This is a genomic window from Variovorax sp. TLI9-5A (assembly GCF_056867935.1).
This window is the reverse complement of sequence record NZ_CP200310.1, coordinates 2,180,348-2,198,343: the sequence shown is the minus strand read 5'-3', so window position 1 is coordinate 2,198,343 and position 17,996 is coordinate 2,180,348. Positions and strand designations below refer to the sequence as shown.

The following is a 17,996-nucleotide window of genomic DNA, read 5'->3' as shown; positions in this document are numbered from 1 at the left end:
GTTTTCGCCCGGCAGACGGCCCGCTACCGTGCGGGAACCATGAGTGCACTCCCCTTGCGCCGCCCCCCGGACGCGCCCGAACATTCCTCCCCCACAGCTCCAGCCACCGTCGATGCCGCCGTCCTGGCGCGCCTCACGGCCCAGTTCGCGGCCACCGCCGCCGACCATGACAGCAGCGGCGCCTTCCCGCGCGAGAACTTCATCGCCCTGCAGGCGCATGGGCTCGTCGGCCTGGTCGCGCCCGCCGAACATGGTGGTGGCGGCGCCACGCTGGCGACGGCGCGCCGCGTGATCTCGGCCGTGGCGCGCGGCGAGCCGGCCACGGCGCTGATCCTCACGATGACCTACCTGCAGCACCATGCGCTGACGCGCTCCGACAGCCGCTGGCCCGCGCACCTGCGCGAACGCGTGGCGCGCGACGCGGCGGAGAACGGCGCGCTCATCAACGCGCTGCGCGTGGAGCCGGCGCTGGGCTCGCCGGCACGAGGCGGCCTGCCGGGCACGGTCGCGCGGCGTGATGGCGAGGGCGACGGCGACGGCTGGAAGATCGACGGCCACAAGCTCTACACCACCGGCATCGAAGGCCTGAGCTGGCTCGCCGTGTGGGCGCGCACGGACGAGGCGCAGCCGCGCACGGGCGTGTTCCTGGTGCCGCGCAACGCGCCCGGCGTGCGCGTGATCGCGAGCTGGGACCACCTGGGCCTGCGCGCCTCGGGCAGCCACGAAGTGGTGTTCGAGAACGTGGCCATCGACGCCGACCATGCGGTCGACCTGCGCGCACCGGCCGACTGGGCGCCCGACGCGGGCAGCCAGACCGACATCGATGCCCACGCCACGCAGCAGGCATGGATGACTGTGCTGCTCGGCAGCCTCTACGACGCGGTGGCGCATGCCGCGCGCGACTGGCTGGTGGGCTTCCTGAACCGCCGCGCGCCCGGCAGCCTCGGCGCGCCACTGGCGAGCCTGCCGCGCGTGCAGGAGCATGTCGGCGAGATCGAGGCGCTGCTGCGGACCAACCGCGTGCTGCTCGACGACGCAACCGCGGCGGTCGATGGCGGCCATGCGCAGCCGGCGGCCGACAGCGGCCTGCTCAAGTACACGGTGACGGGCAATGCCATTCGCGTGGTCGAACTCGCGCTGCAGCTGAGCGGCAACCACGGCCTAACGCGGCAGAACCCGCTGGAGCGGCACTACCGCGACGTGCTGTGCAGCCGCATCCACACGCCGCAGAACGACGCGATCCTGGTCGCGGCGGGCAAGCGCGCGCTGCTGTCTTCGGGAGCCGCAGCATGACCTTGCCGCTCCTTCCCCAAAGCTCGCGGCGCGGTTGGCTGAGGCAAGGCGCCGCGCTGTCGCTGGCCGCCGCCGGCTCGCTGCGCGCCTTCGCGCAGCCGCAGACCTCGCTGGTGCTCGGCGACCAGGCCGGCGGCCTGCGCTCGCTGTTCGAGGCCTCGCGCGCACTCGACGGTGCGCCGTTTGCCTACCGCTGGGCCAACTTCCAGGGGGCGGCACCGCTCTTCGAGGCGCAACGCAGCGCGGCGGTCGACACCGCCATGGCCGGCGACCTGCCCGTGCTCGCCGCGGCCGTGGGCAAGACGCCGCTGAAGATCGTCGCCACGCGCGTCGGCAAGGCCGATTCGCTGGGCATCGTGGTGCAGCCCGATTCGCCGCTGCGCAGCGTGGCGGACCTGCGCGGCAAGACGGTGATCGTGTCTTCCGCGCGCGGCAGCATCTCGCAGTACCAGCTCTACGGCGCGCTCGAGGAAGCCGGCGTGAAGCGCGAGGAAGTGACGGTGAAGTTCGTGCTGCCCACAGATGCGGCGGCGGCCTTCGCCTCGAAGCAGATCGACGCCTGGGCCATCTTCGATCCCTACTACACCATCGCCCTGCAGCAAGGCGGGCGCATCCTGCGCGACGGGCGCGGCATCAACACCGCGCTGGGCTTCATCACGGCCACCGAGTCGTCTCTGGCCGATCCGGCCAAACGGGCGGCCATCGTGCAGTTCCTGGACCGGCTCGCACGCGCGGGGACTGGGCGCTGGCCAATCCCGAAGCCTATGCACAGGCCTACAGCCAGCTCACGCGGCTGCCCATCGAGTCGTCGCGCATCATCACCGCGCGGGCCTCGGTGGCAGGCCGGCCGGTGAGCGAGGCCGACATCGCCGCGCTGCAGACGGTGGCCGACCGCTCGGCGCGCGACGGCATCCTGCCGGTGCGTGTGGACGTGCGCGCGATCACCGACACTGGGGTCTGGAAACGCCCCGCATGACAACAACCTCCCTGACTCCCCTTCGCGAATTCGTCGGCGCCTTCGGCAGGCTGCTCGACGGCGCACCCGACGAGCCCCGCATCCTCTCAGAGGGCGGCGCGCTGCTGCGCACGCTGGTGTCGCGCGACGACTGGCTGCCCGAGGCCTTCGCGCAGCCCGACCCCGTGTACTACCGGCAGTTCCTGCTGCACGCCGACAGCACCGAGCGCTTCTCGGTCGTGAGCTTTGTGTGGGGACCGGGGCAGGCCACGCCGGTGCACGACCACACGGTGTGGGGGCTGATCGGCATGCTGCGCGGCGCGGAGTACAGCCAGGGCTACGCGCTCGGCGCCGACGGGCTCGCACAGCCGCAGGGCGAGGCGGTGCGGCTCGATGCGGGCCAGGTGGAAGCGGTATCGCCCACCGTCGGCGACCTGCACCGGGTGCACAACGCGCATGCCGACCGGGTGTCGATCAGCATCCACGTGTACGGCGCGAACATCGGCGCCGTGCGGCGGCATACTTACCCGGCGGAGGGCGGCCGCAAGCCCTTCGTCTCCGGATACTCCAACACGCTGCTGCCCAACCTGTGGGACCGCAGCGCAGAACTCAGAGCCTCGACAGACGCATGACGACGACCACAGCCACCAGCTTTCCCGTTCTTTCCTTCGCCGCAGTGCGCGAGCGGCTCATCGCCCGCGACGAGACCGCGCTGCTCGACGTGCGCGAGGAAGACCCGTTCGCGCAGGAGCATCCGCTGTGGGCCGCGAACCTGCCGCTGTCGCGCATCGAGATCGAAGCCTGGCGGCGCATTCCGCGGCGCGACACGCTCATCGTGCTGTACGGCGAGCACGGCGGCACCGACCTCGCGCCGCAGGCCGCGCGCACCTTCGCCGCGCTGGGCTACACGAATGTGCATCTGCTCGAAGGCGGCCTCGAAGGCTGGCGCCGGGCAGGCGGCGAGCTGTTCCGCGACGTGAACGTGCCCAGCAAGTCCTTCGGCGAGCTGGTCGAGCACGAGCGGCACACGCCCTCGCTCTCCGCGCCCGGAGTGAAGGCGCTGATCGACGCGAAGGCCGACGTGGTCGTGCTCGACGCGCGCCGCTTCGACGAATACCAGACGATGAGCATTCCCTCGGCCACCAGCGTGCCGGGCGCGGAGCTGGTGCTGCGCGTGCGCGAGCTGGCGCCCGATCCGGCGACGCGGGTGATCGTGAATTGCGCGGGCCGCACGCGCAGCATCATCGGCACGCAGTCGCTGGTGAATGCGGGCATTCCGAACCCGGTAGCCGCGCTGCGCAATGGAACCATCGGCTGGAAGCTGGCGGGGCAGGAGCTGGACCATGGCGCGGACCGGCAGGCGCCTGTCGCCGTGTCCGAGGCGCACCGCGCGCAGGCGCAGGCCGACGCGCGGCGCGTGGCCGACAAGGCGGGCGTGCATCGCATTGCGCTGGACACCCTGCAGACGCTGGAAGCACCCGGGCGCACCGTCTACCGATTCGACGTGCGCACGCCCGAGGAATACGCGGCGGGCCACCTGCCCGGCTTCGCCAGCGCGCCTGGCGGACAACTGGTGCAGGAAACCGATCACCAGGTGCCGGTGCGAGGCGCGCGCATCGTGCTGGCGGATGACGATGGCGTGCGGGCTTCGATGAGTGCTTCGTGGCTTGCGCAGATGGGGTGGGAGGTTTACGTGCTGGACGTGGTGCCTGAGCCGGCCGACCTTACCGAGACAACTACGCCTGCGAGCGACTATCCGCCGGTTGCCGTGGCGGTGAAAGAGATCGCGCCGGCTGAGCTGGCTGTACTGCTGAAGCAGCCCGGCACCGCGGTGATCGACGTGACGACCAGCGCCAACTATGTGAAGCGCCACATTCCGGGCGCCTGGTACACGATCCGCGCGCAGCTGCCGCAGGCACTCGACACCGCTGTCCCACCTTCGTCGCGCTACGTGCTGACCTGCGGCAGCAGCCTGCTCGCCCGCTATGCTGCAGCCGACCTGCGCGCCTTGCTCGACGCGCGCGGCCAGCGCGATGCGGAGGTGCTGGTGCTGGCCGGCGGCAATGCGGCATGGTTCGCCGCCGGGCTCGATCAGGAAAGCGGCGAAACGCGACTTGCGAGCGCACGCACCGACCGCTATCGCCGCCCCTACGAAGGCACCGATGCGCCCGCCGAGGCGATGCAGGCTTACCTGGATTGGGAGTACGGCCTCGTCGCGCAGTTGGGGCGCGATGGAACGCATCACTTCAAGGCGATCTGAAGCCCCGGAAAGCGAAAGCGTCCTGAAAGGAAAGCGACACGCCGGTCACAGTGTGTAGCCCGGGTAAAGGCCGTCATCCGGCGGTACTGGACGACGTTGGAGGTTCACACCGACAACAACTCGTTCCAGGAGCTTCGCCATGAGATTCCCAGTTCTTGCCCTGTCCGCTGCCGCGCTGGCAGCCTTGCTCACCGGCTGCGTGGTCGCACCCGCCGCCCCAGGCCCCGTGTATGCGGCGCCTCCTGGCGTGGCCTATGTGGCACCTACGTATGTGTCGCCGGGCGTCGGCTTCGTGTGGGCGTATCACCCGCGCTATGGCTGGGGCTGGCACCACCCGCAATACGGCTGGCATCGCGGCTGGAGGTAGGGCGCCCCCAAGGCTGCGCGCACTTCGCGTCGCTTCGCCAACCCCCTTCCGGGGGGCAACACCTGAGGCCCGGAGTCCTGGGCTCACCCCCAGGCTGCGCGCACTTCGTGTCGCTTCGCCAACCCCCTTCTGGGGGCAACACCTGAGGCCCGGCAAAGCCGGTTCCTCGGTGTTTCGCGAAGGGGGATCATGACTTGATTCGACTCAGCTCGGCTCGGCGCTCTTGAACAGGGCCGCGACCTTGCGCTTGGGCTTGATGTTGCTCGAGATGCTGCCGCGTCCGGGCGTTGCGGCCTTGGCGGCGGCCTCCCATGCGGGCGTCGCGTCGGGCTGGCCCGGCTCGTAGGGCTTGTCGAAGAACGGATCGCGCGGCGCCGCGGGTGCGCGATGCGGGCGGCCTCCGCCAACGCGGCGGGCGTCGGCGTCACGGCGTTCGCGCGGCTGGTCGAGCACATCGCGTGCGTCGCCGGCTTCGCCTTCTTCGCGCCAGTGACGGCGTCCGTCGTTGATGCGGCCGCGTGGGCGGTCTTCCTCGAACTCGACGGGTTCGAGTTCGATCTTCTTCTTGATCAGCTTCTCGATGTCGGCCACCAGGCGGGCATCGTTGCCGCCGCTGGCGAAGCTCACGGCCAGGCCCGAGGCACCGGCGCGGCCCGTGCGGCCGATACGGTGCACGTAGTCTTCGGCGTTGAACGGAATGTCGAAGTTGAAGACGGCGGGCACGTCCTTGATGTCGAGGCCGCGGGCGGCGACGTCGGTGCACACCAGCAGGTCGACCTCGCCGGCCTTGAAGGCCGCGAGCGCCTTCAGGCGTTCGTCCTGGCTCTTGTCGCCGTGCAGTGCGGAGGTGCGAAGGCCGTCGCGCTCGAGCGAACGCGCGAGCCGCGCGCAACCCAGCTTGCTGTTGACGAAGACGAAGGCCTGCGTGATGCCGCGCTGGCGCACGATCTGCCTGAGCGCGCGGCGCTTGTCGTCGTCGGCCACGCTGTAGAAATGCTGCTCGACGGTGGCCGCCGTTTCGTTCGGCCGCGCCACTTCGATGGTGACCGGGTTCTGCAGGTAGCTGCCGGCAAGCCGCTTGATTTCGGGAGAGAAGGTGGCCGAGAACAGCAGCGTGGTGCGCTGCTTGGGCAGGTAGCTCAGGATGCGCTGCAGGTCGGGCAGGAAGCCGATGTCGAGCATGCGGTCGGCCTCGTCGAGCACCACGTATTCGACCTGGTTGAGCACCGCGTTCTTGGCTTCGATGTGATCGAGCAGGCGACCGGGCGTGGCCACCAGCACTTCGACGCCCTTCTTCAGTTCCAGCGTCTGCGGCTTCATGTCGATGCCGCCGAACACCACCGTGCTGCGCAGGTTGGTGTACTTGGCATACAGCTTGATCTGCTGCGCAACCTGGTCGGCCAGCTCGCGCGTGGGCAGCAGCACCAAGGCCCTGACCGGATGCCGCGCGGGCGAGGTCGAGGCGTTTTCATGCTTGAGCATGCGCTGCAGCAGCGGGAGCGAGAACGCCGCCGTCTTGCCGGTGCCGGTCTGGGCGGCGCCCATCACGTCCTGGCCCGAGAGCACGACCGGAATGGCCTGCTCCTGGATCGGTGTCATGGTCTCGTAGCCCATTTCGGCCACGGCGCGCGCCAGCGGTTCAGCCAGCATCAGATTGGAGAAGGAACTTGTCATTGAGCCCGCTATTGTCGCACTGCCGCAAAAAACGGCAGTGACCGCGCCGTGACAACGCCCGCGCCGGCCAAATTGCTATTTATTCAATAGCAATCAAGCCAGTCTGCATGCAGGTTCGAGGCCGTCGCAGCTCACAGGCTGCGCGCGTTGAAGGTATCGCAGGCCTTGATGTCGCCGCTTTGATAACCCGCGCCGAACCAACGCTGGCGCTGCGCGCTGGAGCCGTGGGTGAAGCTGTCGGGCACCACCGCGCGGCCCGCGGAACGCTGCAGGGCGTCGTCGCCGATCTTCTGCGCGGCGTTCATGGCGGCCTCGATGTCACCCGGGTCGAGCCACTTCTTCGACTCCTGCGAATGGTGTGCCCACACGCCCGCGAAGCAGTCGGCCTGCAGCTCGACGCGCACGCTCATCGCGTTGTTCTGCGTCTGGCTCAGGCGGCTGCGCATGCCGTCGACCTTGGCGGTGATGCCGAGCTCGTCCTGCACATGGTGGCCGACCTCGTGCGCGATGACGTAGGCCTGCGCGAACTCGCCCGGCGCGCCGAGCTGGTTCTTGAGCGTGTCGTAGAAGCCGAGGTCGATATAGACCTTCTGGTCGCCCGGGCAGTAGAACGGCCCCATGGCCGACTGCCCGGTGCCGCAGGCCGTGGGCGTCGCGCTGCGGAACAGCACGAGCCGCGGCGGATGGTAGGTGCCGCCGTTCTTGCGGAAGATGTCCGTCCAGACCACTTCGGTGTTCTTGAGCACAGTGGAGACGAAGGCCGCCTCGCGGTCATTCGACGGCGGCTTCGGCGCTGGCCCCTGCTGCTGTTGCTGCACCTGGGCCGGCCCGCCGCCACCGCTGAGCAGGCTCAGCACCGTGAGCGGATTGATGCCGAAGACCCAGCCCGCGATCAGCGCGACCGCGATGGTCCCGATGCCGATGCCCCGGCCGCCGATGAAGCCGCCACCGCCTCCGCCTTCACCGCGGCGGTCCTCGACGTTGTCCGATTGTTCGTTGCCTTCCCATCTCATCGCGCTCTCCTTACCGGCCTTTTGCAGAAGTGATTGCCGGTGACCGCAGGATGGTACTTCGGGTGCGGCGCACCCGTGTAAGCGCTTATGCCGGGGTGATCAGGTCTTCGGCAGGGTCACGCCGCGCTGTCCCTGGTATTTGCCGCCACGATCCTTGTAGCTGGTCTCGCAGACCTCGTCGCTCTCGAAGAACAGCACCTGCGCGCAGCCTTCGCCCGCGTAGATCTTGGCGGGCAGCGGCGTGGTGTTGCTGAACTCGAGCGTCACGTAGCCTTCCCATTCGGGCTCGAAGGGGGTCACGTTGACGATGATGCCGCAGCGCGCATATGTGCTCTTGCCCAGGCAGATGGTCAGCACGTTGCGCGGGATGCGGAAGTATTCGACGGTGCGCGCCAGCGCGAAACTGTTGGGCGGGATGATGCAGTAGTCGCCGTGCATGTCCACGAAGCTCTTCTCGTCGAAGTTCTTCGGGTCGACGACCGTGCTGTGGATGTTGGTGAAGACCTTGAATTCAGGCGCGCACCGGATGTCGTAGCCGTAGCTCGAGGTGCCGTAGCTGATGATCTTGTGGCCGGAGGCCTCGCGCACCTGGCCCGGCTCGAAGGGATCGATCATTCCTTCGTTCTCGGCCATCCGCCGGATCCATTTGTCGCTCTTGATGCTCATATGCGCTCGCTGCTGCTGCGGGGAAATCGGGGGCGAATTGTGGCACGCGCGGCCACCCCGCCCCCAGCCGCAGGGGCTACAGCGCCTGCGAAATCACCGTGCGCTCGACCAGCCGGTCGTCGCCCAGCACGATCATCGCGAAGAGCATTTCCTCCAGCGAGTTCGCCTGCTTCGTCTTGCGCGCCAGAAGCGGCGTGGCCCCCGGGTTGAGCACCAGGAAGTCGGCCTCGCAGCCCGGCTGCAGGTTGCCGACCACGCCGTCGAGCCCCAGCGCCCGCGCCGCGCCGCCGGTGTGGCGCCACCAGAGTTCCGACGGCGCGATGCTCAGGCCGGTCTTGGTCTGCCCTTCGCGGCCGACGTAGTAGGCGGCCATCATGGTGTGGAAGGGGCTGAAGCTGGTGCCCCCGCCCACGTCGCTGGCCAGGCCGTAGGGATAGCCCACGCGGTCGGCCGCGCCGAAGTCGAAGAAGCCGCTGCCCAGGAACAGGTTGCTGGTCGGGCTCACGGCGGCCGCCGTCCTGGTCTCGCGCAGCAGGGCGCGGTCGGCCTCGTCGAGGTAGATGCAGTGGGCGTACACGGCCCGCTCGCGCATCAGGCCGAAGCCTGCATACACGTCGAGGTACGAGCGCGCCTTCGGGTACAGCTCGCGCACCCAGCTCACCTCGTCGCGGTTCTCCGCCACATGCGACTGGATCCAGGTGTCGGCGTACTTCGCGGCCAGTTCGCTCGCGCCCCACATCTGGGCGTCTGTGCTCGCGGGCGCGAAACGCGGGGTGATGGCGTAGCCCAGCCGGCCGACGTTGTGCCACTTGCGGATCAGCGCCTCGGTATCGACCAGGCTCTGCTCGGTCTGGTCGCGCACGCCGTCGGGCGAGTTGCGGTCCTGCAGCACCTTGCCGGTGATCATGCGCATGCCGCGGCGCTGCGCGCCCTCGAAGAGAGCATCGACCGAGGCCACGTGCGAGGTCGCGAAGGTCAGCGAGGTGGTGACGCCGTTGCGCAGCAGTTCGTCGAGGAAGAACTGCGCCACTTCGTTCGAATGCGCGGGGTCGGCAAACTTGCTCTCCGCGGGAAAGGTGTAGTTTTCGAGCCAGGGCAGCAGGCCCGGCGCGGGCGAACCGATGATGTCGGTCTGCGGATAGTGGATGTGCATGTCCACGAAGCCCGGCGCGAGGATGCGCCCCGGCAGATGGGTCGTGTGAGCGCCGGGATGGCGCCCGGCGACGTCGGCATGGCTGCCGGCATCGAGCACCCGCTGGCGGCCGGTGGCGTCGGGGGCGACGACCAGCAGGCCGTCCTCGTCGAAAACGGGCTGGCCGGCGGCATCGAAGCGCAGGAGGGAGGCGCGGTAGGCTTTTTTCATCGTGGTTGCGGAGGGTAATCCAGCGCCGCCCCACCGCAATTTCCATGGGCGTATGAGTGCTATATGCCCAACGCACTCACCGCGACGGCAGTGCGTGCGACTGGATATCGAAGGGCACGCCCGTCGGCACCGGCCCGTCGCCGTCCTCGTTGCGCTTTGTCAGCAGCGAATACTTCGACTCGATGAAGTAGACGCGATCGCCCAGCACTGCACCGGAAGACGGGTCGTTGAGCCCCGTCACCACGGTCTGCAGGCCGAGCTTCGTGCCTTCGACGCTCGCCACGGTGATCTGACCGCCGTAGGGCCCTTCGCCGAAGGCATTGCTCTCGAACAGCACGAGCCGGCCCGGCTTCCAGGCGCGGATCGCGTCGACGTTCTTCAGCACGCGCGGCGCCTCGATGCGCGTGACCTCGCCGGCGTTGCCGTCTGCGCCCAGCCCGATGCGCAGCACGTAGGAAGCCGCAGCCACCAGGCTCACGTAGACGTCGCGCCCGCGGTCGATGGCAATTCCGTTCAGGCCCTTGTAGGGCCCCGGGCCGGCCAGCGCCGGGTCTTCCTTCCATATCGCGAGCGCTGCGGCGCCCGGTGCGAGCTTGAGCACGCGCGGGTGGTAGGAGTCGGTCACGTAGAGATTGCCGCGTGTGTCCTGCGCGAGGTCGTTGCAGTAGCCGCCGTCCGGCATCGCATAGCTCGCGCGCGGCGCGCCCGTGGCCAGGTCGTAGCGCTTGAGCGCGCTCGGCGTCGACGGCACGGTGGTGAAGCCGATGTTGCCCGAGCAGACCCAGAGAGCCCCACGCTTCGCATCCACCAGCACGCCCTGCCCGTTCGCCAGGCCGTTGGCACCGGGCTTGACCAGCACCTCGGCCTTCGGCGCGGCGCCCGGCTTCAGTCGCGCGACCGCGCCCTGCCGCCAGCTGCCGACGTAGAACGCGCCGTCCGGCCCGATGGCGATGCTTTCCGGATACCAGTCTTCAGGCAGCGCCTGCACCACGGGTGGCGCCGCAATGGCCGCCGTCGCCGCGAGCGCGAGCAGCGCGCCCGCCAGCCGTGCATGCCCGCTCCTCATTGCCACACGCGAAACACGCGCCCCGTCAGCGGACCTTCGACGCTGCGCACGTAAGCCAGCGCCACGCGCGCGGCCGGCACGGTCTCGACGCCCGGAAAGAGCGCGCCATACGCCGCCACCGACTCGGTCAGCAGCGTCGGGCTCACCGCGTTGATGCGCAGGCCGCGTGCCAGCTCGATCGCCGCGCCCTTCACGAAGCCCTCGACCGCCGCATTCACGGCGGCCGCATTGCCTCCGCCGCGAACCGGATCGTCGGCCGCGACGCCCGTGGTCAGCGTGATCGAGCCGCCATCGCGCAGCACGTGCTGGCCGAGCAGCGCGAGCCGGACCTGGCCCAGCAGCTTGTCCTGCAGGCCGACATTGAAGTTCGCCGGCGTCATCTCTGCCAGCGGCCCGAAGAACAGGCCACCGGCCGTCGAGACGATCGCATCGACGCGCCCCACGGCCGCATACAGCGCCTCGACGCTGGCATCGCTGGTGATGTCGACCTGCCGGTCGCCGCGCGTGCGACCCGCTCGGATCACCTCGTGACCCCGCTGCGCCAGTACCTGCGCCACCGCGCCGCCGACCGCGCCCGTCGCGCCCACAACAAGAACCTTCATGAAAACCTCGCCAAAGTGAATCAACAAGCGGCGATTCTTTTGCGAACCATCGATTCGATAAATTGGCTTCTGGTTAGGCAATTCGAAACTGATAATTCGCAATATGGACAAACTCCGAGCCATGGAAGTCTTCGTCGCCACGGTGGACGCAGGCAGCTTCGCCGCCGCCGCGCAGGCGCTCGATCTCTCGGCCGTGATGGTCGGCAAGCACATCCGCGCGCTCGAAGACCAGCTCGGCGCCCGCCTGCTGGAACGCACCACGCGCCGCCACGCGCTCACCGAGATCGGCGCTGCGTATCTCGAACGCTGCCGCGACGTGCTGGCCAGCGTGCACACCGCCGACGGCGTGGCCGAGTCGCTTCGCGCCATGCCTCAGGGCGTGCTGCGAGTCACCGCGCCCGTGGCCTACGGCGCGCACCGGCTCACGCCGGTGATCGGCGAATACATCGCCGCCTATCCGCAGGTGAAGGTGGAGCTGAACCTCAACGACCGCGTGGTCGACCTGGCCGAAGAAGGCTTCGACTGCGGCATCCGCTCTGGCGCGGCGGTCGACGAGCGGCTCATCGCAAGGCCGCTTGCGCTGGCGCGCATGTACGCCGTGGCCAGCCCCGCCTGGGTCGCGCGCCACGGGCAGCCGAAGCACCCGGCCGAGCTCGAAGCCTTCCCGCTGCTCGGCTTCGCGGCCTGGGGCCCGGACCATTCCTGGCGCTTCACGCGCGAGGGCAAGACGGTGCAAGTGCCCGTGCGCGGCCCGCTCACCACCAACAACGGCCAGGCCCTGCTGGCCGCCGCCATGGCAGGCGTGGGCGTGATCGTGCAGGCCGACGCCCTGCTCGCCCCCGCCCTCGCATCGGGCCAGGTGGTGCAACTGCTGCCCGACTGGGAACTGCCCACGCGGCCCGTGCACATCATGCGGCTGCCGGAAGCGCGGCCCAGCGCGAAGCTGCGGACCTTCGTGGATTTCGTGGTGGAGCGGCTGGGTTGAGGGGAGAACGCCTGAAGTAGCTCATTCTGGACAAATCTTCAGATTTGCCTAATATGAGATACACAATGCCATCCACCTCTCCGCCAACCACCGCCACGGCAGACCGACGCCTTGCAACACTCGGCCGCCGCATTCATGCACGCCGCAAGGCACTGAAAGTCAGCGCCACCACCGCTGCGGAAGCAGCGGGCCTGTCCCGCATGACCTTGCACAGGATCGAGCGTGGAGAACCTTCGGTGACGATGGGCGCCTACATGAATGCGCTGGGAGCGTTGGGGCTCGATGTCGATGTGGTGATGTCCACCGAACCACCTGTCCTTGCGCCGCTCGCCGAGGGCATTCGAATTGCCGACTACCCCCAGCTGCGCCGGCTTGCCTGGCAACTGAACCCTGCCACCGAACTCACGCCCGAGGAGGCATGGGGCACCTACGAACGCAACTGGCGTCACGTCGACGTCGCCGCGCTGGATGCGGCAGAGCGACAACTGCTGGCCGACCTGGCTCGCGCTCTCGGCAGAAAGCCACTGCATGTTTGAGCGGCCGCACCATCAGCGCGTCGCCCAGGTGCTGGCCTCGCTCGATGCGGACCTGCTTGCCCGGAACAACTGCCTCTTCGGCGGCGGCACGGCCATCGCGCTTCGTTACGGCGAGTACCGCGAATCCGTGGACATCGACTTCCTCGTGTCCGACATCGGCGGCTACCGCCACCTGCGCCAGCTGCTGACGGGAGATCAGGGCCTTGGCGCTCTCGCCCGACGAGGCTTGCAAATACAGCAATCGGCCGAACTCCGCGCCGATCAGTACGGCATCCGGTCGTCGGTTCGTGTGGACGACACGGAGATCAAATTCGAGATCGTGCTCGAAGCGCGCATCGCACTTGAATTGCCGGACGCGGAAGACCGGATCGGCGACATCGCAACGCTGACACCGCTCGATATGGCAACGAGCAAGCTGCTCGCCAACTCGGACCGCTGGGCCGACGACAGCGTATTCAGCCGCGACGTCATCGACCTCGCGATGATGAACCCTAGCGCAAAGCTGTTGCGTCAGGCAACGGCCAAGGCGGGCGGTGCTTACGGCGACAGCATCGAGGCCGACCTGGCCAAGGCCGCCGAGGCACTGCTTTCGCGACAAGGCCGAATGGACCGCTGCATGGCCGTGCTGCAGATGACTCCGACCGTCACACCCGCGCTGCTTCGACAGCGCATAAAGGCACTGCTGCCTCGCGTTTCGCGCGCCGGTCGCCAGCCGGGCTAGCTAGCGCCCCACCCGCCCCTGCACGCCCTCCACGAGCCAGTTCATCGTCAGGATCTGCTCGTCGCTCAACTGCGCGCCCTTTGCGATCACGACACGGCCTTCGTTGTCGCGCACATCGGCCGCAACCGCACGGAAGGGCTGCAGCTTGCCCGCCGCGATGTCCTTCTGCCGCGCCAGCACCTCGTCCTGCACGGCCTTGGGCACCTTGGTGCCGAAGTCGCCGACGCGGATCATTCCTTCCTTCACGCCGCCCCAGAGGTTGCCGCTCTTCCAGCTGCCATCGAGCACGGCCTTCGCGCGCTGCGTGTAGTAGCCGCCCCATTCGTGCGTGACGGCGACGACCTGCGCGTCGGGCGCGATCTTGCGCATGTCGGAGTGGTACGCGATGGCCAGCTTGCCGCGCTCCTGTGCCGCCGCCATCACGGCGGTGGAGCCGGTGTGGAATGCGACCACGTCGGCGTTCTGGTTGAACAGCGCCATGGCCGCGTCGCGCTCCTTCGGCGGATCGAACCATTCGTTGAGCCACACCACGCGCACCTGCGCAGAAGGGTTCACCGAGCGCATGCCGAGCGTGAAGGCGTTGATGCCCTGCAGCACCTCCGGAATCGGAAAGCCCGCGACGTAGCCGGCCACGTTGGTCTTCGTCATGCGCCCTGCCGCGATGCCTGCCAGGTAGCGGCCTTCGTAGTAGCGCGCATTGGCGGTCGCCACGTTGGGCGCGGTCTTGTAGCCGGTGATCGACTCGAACTTCACGTCGGGGAAGTCCTTCGCGACCTTCATCGTCGGCTCCATGTAGCCGAAGCTCGGCGTGAAGATGAGCTTGTTGCCCTGCTGAGCGAGGTCGCGGATCACGCGCTCCGCATCGGCACCCTCGGCCACGTTCTCGACGTAGGTGGTCCTGACCTTCGCGCCCAGCGCCGCTTCGACGGCCTTGCGGCCTTCCTCGTGCTGGCGCACCCAGCCCGCGTCGGTGACGGGCGTGACGTAGACGAAGCCGATCTTCAGCGGCTCTTTCGGCGACTGCGTTTGCGAGAAGGCGGGAGATAGAAAGCACGCGGCGGCCAACGCCAGAACGGCGCGGCCCGCGAGGTTTTTGTACATGGTGTTCCTCTACATGGCCCCGGAAAAGCAAAACCCCGCAGCAGGCCGGGACGCCCTGCTGCGGGGTGAGGATTCTAGTGCCGGGGCTTCAGGCTGGCGCTCCGGCAGCGCGATACCGCTGCGCAGGACGCGGCGCCGACAGCCGCCCCGACATCGCACGCCGAGCCGCATCGAAGGCATCCCATTCGGCGAGATCGGGCAGCGCGGGAATGGTGACCTGCTCGCCCTGGTCGAGCCCCGCCAGCGAGGCGTCGACCATGTCTTCCGCGCTCATCAGGATGCCGCTCGGCAGGTGCTCCATCGGCAGGCCGGCAACCTCCCAGAACTCGGTGACCGTCGCGCCCGGCAGCACTGCCTGCACGCGTACGCCCTTGTCCTTGAGTTCGTGCTGCAGCGACTGGCTCAGCGCGAGCACGAAGGCCTTGCTGCCGCCGTACACGCCATTGAGCGTCTCGGGCGAGATCGCGACGATGGAGGCGATGTTCACCAGCGTGCCGGTGCCACGCGCCACGAAGCCGGGCACGGCCGCGTAGGTGAGCCGCGTGAGCACGCTCACGTTGAGCGCGATCATTTCCTCCATCTTGTCGACGTCGGAGGCCAGCAGCGGTGCAGCGGCGCCGACGCCCGCGTTGTTCACCAGCATGGTGATGTCGCCGCGGGTGCGCAGCGTGGCTTCGACCTGCGCGATGTCCTTGCGGCTCATCAGGTCGGCGGGAAGAACCTCGACCTTGCGGCCGGTCTCGCGCACGAGCTTCGCGGCCAGTGTCTCCAGGCGTTCGCGGTTGCGCGCCACCAGGATCAGGTCGAAGCCGCGGCGCGCGAGGCGGTCCGCATACACGGCGCCGATGCCCGACGAGGCGCCGGTGACGAGGGCCGTGCCCTTGAGGGAGTTTGCTGAAGCAGTAACGGTGGTGGTCATGGAGCTTTCCTTTTTGGCCGCGTCGATGTGTGCGGCCGTGGGGAAAGTCTCCTCCCGGAAGGCTATGGCGTAAATGTCATATAAGCCACTTTTCAGGACATCCGGCGCCTCAGGCCGCCACAGCCTCCCGGCGCGCCACGCGGCGCACGCTCTGCGGCGGCTGCCCCAGCGTGCGCAGGAAGGCGCGGCGCATGCGCTCGGGGTCGCCGAAGCCCGTTTCGCGCGCGACCACGCCCAGCGCGAGGCTGCCCTCGTCGATCAGCGCACGCGCCGCCTCCACGCGCAGGTTCTCCACCGCATGCGCGGGCGACTGGCCGGTCTCGGCCTTGAAGGCCCGGCTGAACTGGCGCGGGCTCAGGTGAGCGACCTCGGCGAGTTCTTCCACCGACAGCGTGTCGCGCAGGTTGGCCCGCGCATGCACCAACGCCTTCTGGATGCGGTCGGACTTGGGCTCCAGCTCGAGCAGCGCGGAGTACTGCGACTGCCCGCCCGCGCGGCGGTGGTACACGACCAGCTTGCGCGCCGCGAAGCGCGCCGCCTCCACGCCGAGGTCTTCCTCCACCAGCGCCAGCACGAGATCGATGCCCGCCGTCATGCCGGCCGAAGTCCACACCGGCCCGTCGTTGATGAAGATGCGGTCGGGCTGCACCTTGATGGCCGGATGCCGCTTCTGCAGCTCGCCCGCAAAGGACCAGTGCGTGGTTGCGCGGCGTCCATCGAGCAGGCCCGCGTCGGCCAGCCCGAAGGCGCCGGTACAGATGCTGGCCACGCGGCGCGCATCGCGCAGCCCCGCGCGCAGGAAGCGGCGCATCTTCTCGGTCGTGTCCACGATGGTGAGCGCACCGCCCATCAGCAGCGTGTCGAACTTCGCGGTACTGAAGCGCTTGCTGTCGGTGGCCACGCCCGAGGAGCTGACCACGAGGCCGCCCTCCTCCGACAGCAGCTCGACCTTGTAGACAGGCTTGCCGGCATGGATGTTCGCGAGCTCGAACGCCGCGATGGCGGCGAGGTCGAGTATCTGGAAGCCGGGAAAGACGAGCACGCCGATGCGTTTCATGGCGATGTCCTGAAAGGAGGGTTGTACCGGATGCAGGACGCCAGACTAAACGACCTGCGCTGACCGCGTGGGCTTCAGGGATACACGGCGCGCCCTTCCACGCCGCGATGGGTGCCGCCGCCAATCGGCAAGCGCCAGCCCGCGCACGGCATCCCACAATGGGCGCTCCCCATGACGCACTCCACGACCACCAACGCCCCATCCGCCGGGCAGGGCGCCAGCATCCACTGGCAGCGCAACCTCGCCGTCTGCATGTTCGGCTCCTTCACCACCATCATCGCGATGACGCTGCTGCTGCCTTTCCTGCCGCTGTACGTCGAGCAGCTGGGCGTGAAGGACCATGCGGCGATCGTGCAGTGGTCGGGGGCGGCGTATGGCGCGACCTTTCTCAGCGCGGCGCTGGTGGCGCCGCTGTGGGGGCGGCTTGCCGATCGCTACGGGCGCAAGCCGATGCTGATCCGCGCGAGCCTGGGCATGGCGGTGGCGATGGCGCTGATCGGCATCGCGGGCAACGTCTGGCAGCTCGTGGGGCTGCGGCTGCTGGCGGGGCTGCTGGGCGGCTACGCCTCGGGCTCGATGGTGCTGGTGGCCACGCAGACGCCCAAGGACCGCACCGGCTGGGCGCTGGGCACGATGTCGTCGGCCATCATGGCGGGCAATCTCGTGGGGCCGCTGGTCGGTGGCGCGCTGCCGCCGCTGATCGGCATCCGCAACACCTTCTTCGCGGCGGGCGCGATCATCTTCGTGGCCTTTCTCGCGACGGCCTTCCTGATCCGCGAGGAGCGCAAGGCGCCTGCCGCGCGCAAGCAAGGCAGCGACAGCTCCGAGCAGACCGGCTGGGCCGCCGTGCCCGACAAGCGCCCTCTCGTCGCGATGCTCTTCACCGGCATGCTGCTGATGCTGGCGAACATGTCGATCGAGCCGATCATCACCGTCTATGTCGCCACACTGGTGGAAGATCCGAATCGGGTGACGATGATGGCCGGCCTCGTGATGTCGGCGGCTGCGCTGGGCAGCATTCTCTCGGCCTCGCGGCTGGGCAGGCTGGCCGACCGCGTGGGGCACTGGAACGTGATCGTGGGCTGCCTCGCGGTGTCGGCGCTGCTGCTGGTGCCGCAGGCTTTCGTCACCTCGGGCTGGCAGCTGGTGGTGCTGCGCTTCCTGATGGGGTTGTCGCTCGGCGGGCTGCTGCCGTGCATCGCGAGCGTGATCCGCCACAACGTGCCCGAGCGCGTGGCCGGCAACATGCTGGGCTATTCGACCTCGGCGCAGTACACGGGCCAGGTGGCCGGGCCGCTGCTGGGCGGCTTCGTGGGCGGGCACATCGGCATGCGCGCCGTGTTCCTCGGCACCTGCGTGCTGATGGCTGCGGGTGCCGGATGGAACTGGCTGGCGAAGCGGCGCTGATGAAGAGCCAC

Annotated in this window: 17 protein-coding genes and 1 pseudogene; 9 read left to right on the top strand and 9 right to left on the bottom strand. The window is 68.7% G+C overall.

Annotated elements, in window-relative coordinates; genetic code table 11:
* The first annotated feature begins 39 nt into the window (after positions 1 to 39).
* The 5 genes and pseudogenes from AC1VNX_RS10585 (at position 40) to AC1VNX_RS10565 (ending at position 4,875) form a co-directional block, all read left to right on the top strand.
* Positions 40 to 1,293: an acyl-CoA dehydrogenase family protein gene (locus AC1VNX_RS10585; protein ID WP_483156659.1), complete on the top strand. Its 1,254-nt coding sequence runs from the start codon at positions 40 to 42 to the stop codon at positions 1,291 to 1,293.
* Positions 1,290 to 2,269: pseudogene (locus AC1VNX_RS10580) on the top strand (ABC transporter substrate-binding protein). Before AC1VNX_RS10585 ends, AC1VNX_RS10580 begins: the two are co-directional and overlap by 4 nt.
* On the top strand, positions 2,266 to 2,880 hold the full coding sequence (locus tag AC1VNX_RS10575; protein ID WP_483156658.1) for a cysteine dioxygenase family protein: 615 nt from the start codon (positions 2,266 to 2,268) through the stop codon (positions 2,878 to 2,880). The pseudogene AC1VNX_RS10580 and the gene AC1VNX_RS10575 overlap by 4 nt, the downstream one beginning before the upstream one ends.
* The gene (locus tag AC1VNX_RS10570; protein WP_483156657.1) at positions 2,877 to 4,508 is read left to right on the top strand and encodes a rhodanese-related sulfurtransferase; all 1,632 of its coding nucleotides are present in this window, start codon (positions 2,877 to 2,879) and stop codon (positions 4,506 to 4,508) included. Before AC1VNX_RS10575 ends, AC1VNX_RS10570 begins: the two co-directional genes overlap by 4 nt.
* A 139-nt stretch (positions 4,509 to 4,647) precedes the next feature.
* Positions 4,648 to 4,875 carry a hypothetical protein gene (locus tag AC1VNX_RS10565; RefSeq protein ID WP_301508733.1) on the top strand — a complete coding sequence of 76 codons (228 nt, stop codon included), beginning with the start codon at positions 4,648 to 4,650 and terminating at the stop codon, positions 4,873 to 4,875.
* Between the two features lie 204 nt (positions 4,876 to 5,079).
* Here AC1VNX_RS10565 and AC1VNX_RS10560 read toward each other — a convergent pair whose 3' ends face one another.
* From AC1VNX_RS10560 to AC1VNX_RS10535, 6 genes are all read right to left on the bottom strand, one after another.
* Positions 5,080 to 6,549, bottom strand: a complete 1,470-nt coding sequence (locus AC1VNX_RS10560; protein WP_483156656.1) for a DEAD/DEAH box helicase — start codon at positions 6,547 to 6,549, stop codon at positions 5,080 to 5,082.
* Positions 6,550 to 6,680: 131 nt separating this feature from the next.
* A complete protein-coding gene (ypfJ, locus tag AC1VNX_RS10555) occupies positions 6,681 to 7,562 on the bottom strand; it encodes a KPN_02809 family neutral zinc metallopeptidase (RefSeq protein ID WP_483156655.1) in 882 nt (293 codons plus the stop codon).
* 99 nt (positions 7,563 to 7,661) lie between these two features.
* Entirely contained in the window at positions 7,662 to 8,228 is a 567-nt protein-coding gene (gene dcd / locus AC1VNX_RS10550) for a dCTP deaminase (protein ID WP_093199891.1), read from the bottom strand.
* 76 nt (positions 8,229 to 8,304) lie between these two features.
* Complete coding sequence (guaD, locus tag AC1VNX_RS10545) at positions 8,305 to 9,591, bottom strand: guanine deaminase (protein ID WP_483156654.1); 1,287 nt, start codon at positions 9,589 to 9,591, stop codon at positions 8,305 to 8,307.
* Positions 9,592 to 9,667: 76 nt separating this feature from the next.
* Positions 9,668 to 10,657 carry an NHL repeat-containing protein gene (locus AC1VNX_RS10540; RefSeq protein ID WP_483156653.1) on the bottom strand — a complete coding sequence of 330 codons (990 nt, stop codon included), beginning with the start codon at positions 10,655 to 10,657 and terminating at the stop codon, positions 9,668 to 9,670.
* A complete protein-coding gene (locus AC1VNX_RS10535) occupies positions 10,654 to 11,259 on the bottom strand; it encodes a short chain dehydrogenase (RefSeq protein ID WP_301508728.1) in 606 nt (201 codons plus the stop codon). The genes AC1VNX_RS10540 and AC1VNX_RS10535 overlap by 4 nt, the downstream gene beginning before the upstream one ends.
* Positions 11,260 to 11,362: 103 nt before the next feature.
* On the opposite strand from AC1VNX_RS10535, the gene AC1VNX_RS10530 reads away from it, so the two are divergent.
* From AC1VNX_RS10530 to AC1VNX_RS10520, 3 genes are all read left to right on the top strand, one after another.
* Positions 11,363 to 12,244: a LysR family transcriptional regulator gene (locus tag AC1VNX_RS10530; RefSeq protein WP_483156652.1), complete on the top strand. Its 882-nt coding sequence runs from the start codon at positions 11,363 to 11,365 to the stop codon at positions 12,242 to 12,244.
* 65 nt (positions 12,245 to 12,309) lie between these two features.
* A complete protein-coding gene (locus AC1VNX_RS10525) occupies positions 12,310 to 12,780 on the top strand; it encodes a helix-turn-helix domain-containing protein (protein WP_483156651.1) in 471 nt (156 codons plus the stop codon).
* Entirely contained in the window at positions 12,773 to 13,501 is a 729-nt protein-coding gene (locus tag AC1VNX_RS10520) for a nucleotidyl transferase AbiEii/AbiGii toxin family protein (RefSeq protein ID WP_483156650.1), read from the top strand. The genes AC1VNX_RS10525 and AC1VNX_RS10520 overlap by 8 nt, the downstream gene beginning before the upstream one ends.
* Here the strand turns inward: AC1VNX_RS10520 and AC1VNX_RS10515 are convergent, their stop codons facing one another.
* From AC1VNX_RS10515 to AC1VNX_RS10505, 3 genes are all read right to left on the bottom strand, one after another.
* A complete protein-coding gene (locus AC1VNX_RS10515; protein WP_483156649.1) occupies positions 13,502 to 14,602 on the bottom strand; it encodes a BMP family ABC transporter substrate-binding protein in 1,101 nt (366 codons plus the stop codon).
* Positions 14,603 to 14,690: 88 nt separating this feature from the next.
* On the bottom strand, positions 14,691 to 15,521 hold the full coding sequence (locus AC1VNX_RS10510) for an SDR family NAD(P)-dependent oxidoreductase (protein WP_483156648.1): 831 nt from the start codon (positions 15,519 to 15,521) through the stop codon (positions 14,691 to 14,693).
* Positions 15,522 to 15,630: 109 nt separating this feature from the next.
* Positions 15,631 to 16,578 carry a GlxA family transcriptional regulator gene (locus AC1VNX_RS10505; protein WP_483156647.1) on the bottom strand — a complete coding sequence of 316 codons (948 nt, stop codon included), beginning with the start codon at positions 16,576 to 16,578 and terminating at the stop codon, positions 15,631 to 15,633.
* A 171-nt stretch (positions 16,579 to 16,749) separates the two neighbouring features.
* Here AC1VNX_RS10505 and AC1VNX_RS10500 point away from each other — a divergent pair, with 171 nt between their 5' ends.
* Positions 16,750 to 17,985 (top strand): MFS transporter, encoded by a 1,236-nt coding sequence (locus AC1VNX_RS10500; RefSeq protein ID WP_483156646.1) that lies wholly within the window; start codon positions 16,750 to 16,752, stop codon positions 17,983 to 17,985.
* Positions 17,986 to 17,996 lie beyond the last annotated feature (11 nt).